This window comes from Caballeronia sp. (assembly GCF_028292365.1).
Classification (GTDB): Bacteria; Pseudomonadota; Gammaproteobacteria; order Burkholderiales; family Burkholderiaceae; genus Caballeronia.
In genome coordinates, this window is sequence record NZ_JAQGMM010000428.1 from 1 (window position 1) to 6,106 (window position 6,106).

At 57.7% G+C, this 6,106-nt stretch carries 8 protein-coding genes; 2 read left to right on the forward strand and 6 right to left on the reverse strand.

Going from position 1 to position 6,106, the window contains the following annotated elements; all coding sequences use genetic code 11:
* The 6 genes from JWR14_RS25470 to JWR14_RS25495 all read right to left on the reverse strand — a co-directional run.
* The coding region (locus JWR14_RS25470; RefSeq protein ID WP_299713854.1) for an AzlD domain-containing protein at positions 1-243 on the reverse strand (243 nt) is incomplete at its 3' end.
* Positions 240-962, reverse strand: a complete 723-nt coding sequence (locus JWR14_RS25475) for an AzlC family ABC transporter permease (RefSeq protein ID WP_299713872.1) — start codon at positions 960-962, stop codon at positions 240-242. The genes JWR14_RS25475 and JWR14_RS25470, both read right to left, overlap by 4 nt.
* Before the next feature lie 200 nt (positions 963-1,162).
* Positions 1,163-1,984 carry an AraC family transcriptional regulator gene (locus tag JWR14_RS25480; protein ID WP_299713856.1) on the reverse strand — a complete coding sequence of 274 codons (822 nt, stop codon included), beginning with the start codon at positions 1,982-1,984 and terminating at the stop codon, positions 1,163-1,165.
* A 104-nt stretch (positions 1,985-2,088) separates the two neighbouring features.
* On the reverse strand, positions 2,089-3,162 hold the full coding sequence (locus JWR14_RS25485) for an acyltransferase (RefSeq protein WP_299713859.1): 1,074 nt from the start codon (positions 3,160-3,162) through the stop codon (positions 2,089-2,091).
* A gap of 302 nt (positions 3,163-3,464) precedes the next feature.
* Positions 3,465-3,836 carry a type II toxin-antitoxin system VapC family toxin gene (locus tag JWR14_RS25490; RefSeq protein WP_299713861.1) on the reverse strand — a complete coding sequence of 124 codons (372 nt, stop codon included), beginning with the start codon at positions 3,834-3,836 and terminating at the stop codon, positions 3,465-3,467.
* Positions 3,833-4,030, reverse strand: coding sequence for a type II toxin-antitoxin system VapB family antitoxin (locus JWR14_RS25495; protein WP_299713864.1), 198 nt, complete (start codon positions 4,028-4,030; stop codon positions 3,833-3,835). The genes JWR14_RS25490 and JWR14_RS25495 overlap by 4 nt, the downstream gene beginning before the upstream one ends.
* Positions 4,031-4,270: 240 nt before the next feature.
* Here JWR14_RS25495 and JWR14_RS25500 point away from each other — a divergent pair, with 240 nt between their 5' ends.
* Together JWR14_RS25500 and JWR14_RS25505 are read left to right on the forward strand one after the other, a co-directional pair.
* Positions 4,271-5,083 carry a transporter substrate-binding domain-containing protein gene (locus tag JWR14_RS25500; RefSeq protein ID WP_299713866.1) on the forward strand — a complete coding sequence of 271 codons (813 nt, stop codon included), beginning with the start codon at positions 4,271-4,273 and terminating at the stop codon, positions 5,081-5,083.
* Between the two features lie 105 nt (positions 5,084-5,188).
* Positions 5,189-5,650 (forward strand): RidA family protein, encoded by a 462-nt coding sequence (locus JWR14_RS25505; RefSeq protein WP_299713869.1) that lies wholly within the window; start codon positions 5,189-5,191, stop codon positions 5,648-5,650.
* The last annotated feature ends 456 nt before the right edge of the window (positions 5,651-6,106 follow it).

Below are 6,106 nucleotides of genomic sequence, written 5' to 3' on the forward strand. Positions count from 1 at the left end.
GCACACAACGACGGCCACCAGCGCCGCGATCAATTGCGAATTGCGCCACGTGAGCTCGGCAGCACCACCGTGCGGTGCGAACGTCATCGGCACGATGATCGCCGTTAGCACCGTCACCGGCACGAAATTAAGCGCCATCCGCACAATGGGTGGAAAGCTCAAGCGCTCGCCGAATACGAAAACCGCAGAGCGGATGCCATAGGTGATCACCGCCATGCCCAGGATCAGTAGAACGTATTTCATTTAACGCGCTCCATTTCTGCAGGACGTTGCTTGGAACGTTGTGCCGGGCGTTGCATGGAGTTGGTGGAGTTGGTGGATTCTTTTGCACGCATCGACAGCAGCATGCCCACCGCCGCGCCCACCACAACTGCTGCAAGCAAACCCAGCTTGTAAGGCCAGTCATTCCACGCGAACGACAACACGCCGGCGGCCAGCGCAGCAGCCACAAAACGCAACGCAACAAGCTGCGGCACGATGATCGCGATAAACGTGGCGACCATCGCAAAGTCGAGGCCCTTCGACTGGAGACCTGGAAACGCTGAACCGAACAGTAGTCCGGCAACGGTCCATATCTGCCAGTTCACATACATGGAAACGCCCGAGCCCAGGAAGTAATACGGCCCGGTTTCGCCCGGTGCGCGGCGCTGGTAATGCGCGTACGAGACTGCAAAGACTTCATCGGTCATGAATGCGCCGAGCGTCCAGCGCCAGCGCGCAGGCAAGTGCGCGACGTAGGGCGCAAGCGTCGCGGAGTACAGCACATGGCGCAGGTTGACGATAAACGTGGTTGCCCAGACCACCGCAAAACTCGCTTGACCGGCGATCAGCCCAAGCGCGATGAACTGCGCCGAGCCGGCAAATACCGCAAGCGACATGAACTGTACCGACCACGCATGCAGCGGACCGGTGGCGGCGAGCGTGCCGAAGATCACGCCAAATGGCGCGGCGCCGACCATCATGGGAATGGTGTCGCGCGCGCCTGCGCCGAATTCAGCGAGATTACCCGGCTGATGGCTCTGATGGGCCTGATGGTCTTGATGCGTTGAGTTCAATGTCTCCTCCGTTGATAGCGAGGATAAGACGCGCCGCGTTCATACGCTTGTACGTTCTTGCGGTCGGGTCATATCGACTCCGACGCGGTGTGACGCGGGGTGGTGTGCTAACGCCAGCGCCCAGGCGACACGCCGAAGGTCTTTTTGAAGTGCCGCGTGAAATGGCTCTGGTCCGTGAATCCGCTCGCCGCCGCTACGTCCGTGACCGGAACGCCCGCACGCAACGCATCGAGCGCGCGATTGACGCGCATCTGGTTGCGCCACGCGTGGGGAGCCAGCCCGGTCTCGCGCGTGAACAGGCGCGCGGCATGGAAGGTCGAGAGACCCACCGTCTGCGCCAGTTCGGCAAGCGATAACGGCTCAGTCAGGTCATCGGTCAGACGGGCTTTCATCGTATTCACACGCGCCGCGTCCTGATGCATGCGCTGCACCAGCGGCCGTTGCCCGGCGTGACGCGCAAGCAGCGTGGATACCGCGTCGAGCAACGCATGCTCCGCTCCAAGTGGATCCAGGTTGGCTTCCATGGCTTGATGCGCGATCTGTATACGTTGGGCGAGATCGGCGTCGCGGATGACATCGGCGGAGAACCATGGCATTGGCTGGACACTGCCAGCCACTTCGTCGGCGACAGACTGCACGAAATCGACCGGCAGATAAAACACGCGATACCGCCAGCCCAGATCCACCGCCCGCGCGCCGGTATGCAGTTCGCCCGGATTGATGACCGGCACCGAGCCGGCTTCAGCCACGAAATTCGATCCGCGATAGTCGTACTGCTCTGCGCCCGCTTCAATAACGGGAACGGTGTACGCGTCGTGCCAATGGGGCGTGAAGGAATGGTCGTAATACTCGGCCGTGAGCATTTCCGCGCCGGGCACGAGCGGCGAGCGCCAATAGCGCGCGGAATTGCTGAAACGGGAGGCGGTCATGGCTTTGGAATGCCGTGGGCGGAAACCGCAAGTTTAGCCCGGACCGCGTTTTCAGCGGATTTTGAATAATCCGCCGATCTTTGCCATGCCTGAAGGCGGCTCGATCAGACCGCGGCGGCCGACGTCTTGGTCTTGATGAAACTCGTCAGCTTCCTCCTGAGCTCCTGGTCCGCTCGCGCGAGCAGCAAGGCCAGCACGATCGAGATGCCCGCCACGACCAGCGTCTGCACGACAGGGTTCAGCGCCCGGATATCGAACGACTCAAACACCAGGCGATAGATCGGGAAATGGATCACATAGAGCGGATATGAGAGCTCGCCCAGCACCTTGCAGATCCCCTTGCCGATGCCTTCTATAGACACGGAACACAGCAACGCCACCGACAAAGGCACGAGCGTCAGGGAATTAACGAATGCCACCTTGGGACTGCCAATCGCGAAGCACGCCAGCGCTGCGATGGTGACCACCGCGGTGAACAAGATGTGCGGCTTTTTAAACTGGAGCCCAGCCGAAAAGATGAAGACACCGGCAAAGAATTCGGCAATAACGCGCGGGAATCCCAGCAGGAAACTCTCCGCCCGCCAGCCCGGATTGATTTGCCGAAAGATTACGGTGCAGGCAATAAACGCAATGAATGCAAGCAGCGAATATCTGGCATTCGGCAGTTTGCGGAATTTGTACAGGTAAGCGGCGAAAACGACGTTGACGAATAACTCGAAGAATAGCGACCACGATGGATCGTTCAACGGAAAGGTCGCCCCTACGATTGAATCCGTGCCAAACGGCCAGCCGATATTGTTGAAGTACGGCAGCCAGGCCGCGCCCAGCACGGTGGCTGTCGCGAGCTGCGTGCCCGATATTTGCGGCGTGCCGGTTTTTGCCATCGAGAGCAACACGGCGCACACGCCGAGCGCCAGCCCCAACAGGTAAAGGGGCGCCAGCCGGACAAGCCGCACGAAGGCGAACTCGCGAAACGACATTCCATTCAGGAGCTTCTTGCTGTAGCTATGGGCGATCACGAAGCCGGACAGCACGAAGAACAGGTCGACCGCGACCCATGCCCCGCCGAACCAGTCCCAGCCGGTGTGCTGCGTGTAGTGATGAAGCATGACGGCGATTGCAGCCACACCTCGCAAGCCGTCAAGTAAATCGAACCTGGTGGACTTTATGGCGCTCATAGTGTCGGACCGTCATTATCGAGCGCCCAGTGTAGGGTGGAAAAAATGCAATCCGGATGCAGAAAAATATCCCTTTGGGTTGCTGTGCCGAGAAAATATTAAAAAATAATTCGATCGGGGGTATGCGACGGGAATTTCGAAGGTGATGCGCAGCAACAAGACACATCCGTCGAAAGAGCAATCCGGATTCATGGTTTAATCGTAAAGGCAAGACGGCTGAAATTTCAGCATATAAAAAACCGTCTCCGGAAATCCCGACCAGACTCCATGGCTCAGTAAGGACGACCTTTATTTCCAGGCCGTTAATACCCGAGCATTGCACCCAGGTTAAGTTCATCTGCAACTTTCTTCAATCGCTTGTCGCGCGTCCAGATGGTAGCGCCGGGATATAGACGCGCGGATGCTAACAGCGACGTGTCAACATATCCGATTCCACGATTGAATAAACCTTCGCGTTCTATCAGATAAAACGTCTCCTCTGGCGTTGCGGTCGGAGCCTGCGGCAGATCGCACAATGCGCCAAGCACGAGATCACGGTCGCGCAGACTGCCGAGCGATATTTCTCCATTCACGTAGGGATGCGCCAGCACACGCTCCTCGGCAAGCAGGCTAACGAGCACAGGGTCCGATGCGTTGATGTGGTCGATCCAGACTGACGTGTCGACGAGAATCATTCGACATCCTGCCGGCGACGCGGCGCCCCCTTGATACCCGGTTGGCTACCACCAAGATTCGCGAGTCGTTTCGCGGCTTCACGCTGGATCAATGCCTTGAGCGCTTCGCGCACAAGCGCCGTTTTTTCCTCCAGTCCCGTATAGGCCTGGGCCTTGGCGATCAAATCGTCATCGAGGGAAATGGTGGTGCGCATGAAAACCTCCGGTCAATTGATGCATCAATTTTAGCATCGATTGATGCGAAATTTCGTGCACGCTTGGGCGCTGGAAATCGCTGCTTAGGAGAATCTGCGCAGTCTGTGAATTTTGAATCGTTTAGAAAACAAAAGACTTGCTAATAGACTTTGCGATGTCGCGAGCCAGGCGCTTTCGCCTTCCTCCGGTACGTTAAAAACGATTGAAGCAACCAGACCACACCACGTTTCAGGGGAAACATGAAAACTTCGAAGCTGTTGATGACGCTAGGTTTAGTCGCGCTCAGCGCGCTTGCACGTCTGACGCCGGCCCACGCGGAAGCACTGGATGACATCGCGAAGCGCGGTGTGCTACGCGTCGCCGTGCCGCAGGATTTCGCGCCGTTCGGATCGGTCGGTCCGAGCATGCAACTGGAAGGGCTTGATATCGACGTGTCCGGGCTGCTTGCGAAGAAACTTGGCGCCAAGCTGGAACTGGTGCCGGTCACGAGCGCAAACCGGATTCCGTACCTGCAGACGAACAAGGTCGATCTGGTCATTTCAACGCTTGGACGCGATGCCGAGCGCGACAAGGTCATCGACTTCTCGCAGTCGTATTCGCCTTATAACAATAGCGTGTACGGTCCTGCGAATATAAAAATTGACGGCCCGGCTGACATGGCTGGGAAGATCGTGGGTGTCGCTCGCGGTACGTTCGAAGACCTGATGCTCACGAAGAGCGTGCCGCCGTCCACCACGATCAAGCGCTTCGAGGACAACAGCGGCATGATTTCCGCCTACCTCGCGGGTCAGGTGCCGTTGGTGGGCACGGGCGATTTCGTGGCCAACAAGATTGCGGCGACTTTGCCGGCGTCGGCGTCCAACAAACCCGCGCTCAAGTATGTGATCCACGAGTCGGCGTGTCATGTCGGGTTGAACAAGAACGAGCCGAGGCTGATGGCAAAGGTCGATGCAATCCTGACTGAAGCGAAGAAAGACGGCGAGTTGAATGGCATCGTGGAGAAGTGGCTGCATGTGCCACTGCCGCAGAAGATGGCGCAGAGTACGGACTGAGTTGGTTGCTGACGTGGCTATGATTGGCAGGTTGTTAAGCGCCGATCATCACGCGGAAATGAAAGAGCGGACATACTTGCGCTTTCTCACGAACGTTTGATTGCCATGGACAACGACATTCAAAACCGCCTCAAGCAGCTTGGCCTCCAATTGCCCGCACCGATCAATCCGCTCGGATCGTACCGGACGACTGTGACCTTGGGCGATCAGCTATTCGTTTCGGGCCTGGGGCCGTTTAAGGACGGTAAGCCGGTTGTCGGAATCGTGGGGGATGGCCTATCGATCGCTGACGCGCAGGAAGCAGCGCAGCGGACCATGCTGCTGATTCTTGCTTGTGTGGAGGAAGCGTGCGGGCTTGAGAATGTTGAGCGTTGTGCGCGGTTGACGGTTTATGTTCGCGCGGAGAGTGGGTTCACTGCGCACCCGAAGGTCGCCGATGGTGCGAGTGATTTGCTGCTAGCGCTGTTTGGGCCGGAGCGGTTGCCGGCGCGAAGTTCGATTGGTGTTTTTACTTTGCCGATGGGGATTCCCGTGGAAATCGATAGCGTGTTTCAGCTTAAGCGATAGCACTGGATTGTCGTTCGCACTTGGGGTGGTTTGTGCTGCGCACACAAATCGGGAACCCTTTGTCGACACTACCTAGCCAGCGTTGTCAAATGGGGCCCTGACCGTTTTTCCTCCACTCTCTATTTAACGGTTGCGAAGTCGGCCGTTCCAGATTGACTCTTGCACGTTGTAGTCTCCGGCGATTAGCTACTGAGAACCCGCCCTGAAGCCGGCTTGGCCGGTGATGGCTGCGGTGCCGCGTGACCGGCTCTGATCGAACAATCGACAAAAAATGAAGCGGCTAATCCGTCGTTGCCGTAACGAATGCGTTATGCGAATTTAGCGGCCGACGTGAGCGCGAACATCGTCTCTTAGCCGAAGAAGGCCATCACGAATTTCAAGACAAACGGCGCCCAATTTGTGCTTCCGGGGCTACCAGCAAGTTGTCGGCTTGCGCTGTCACAAATCATTTTGCTC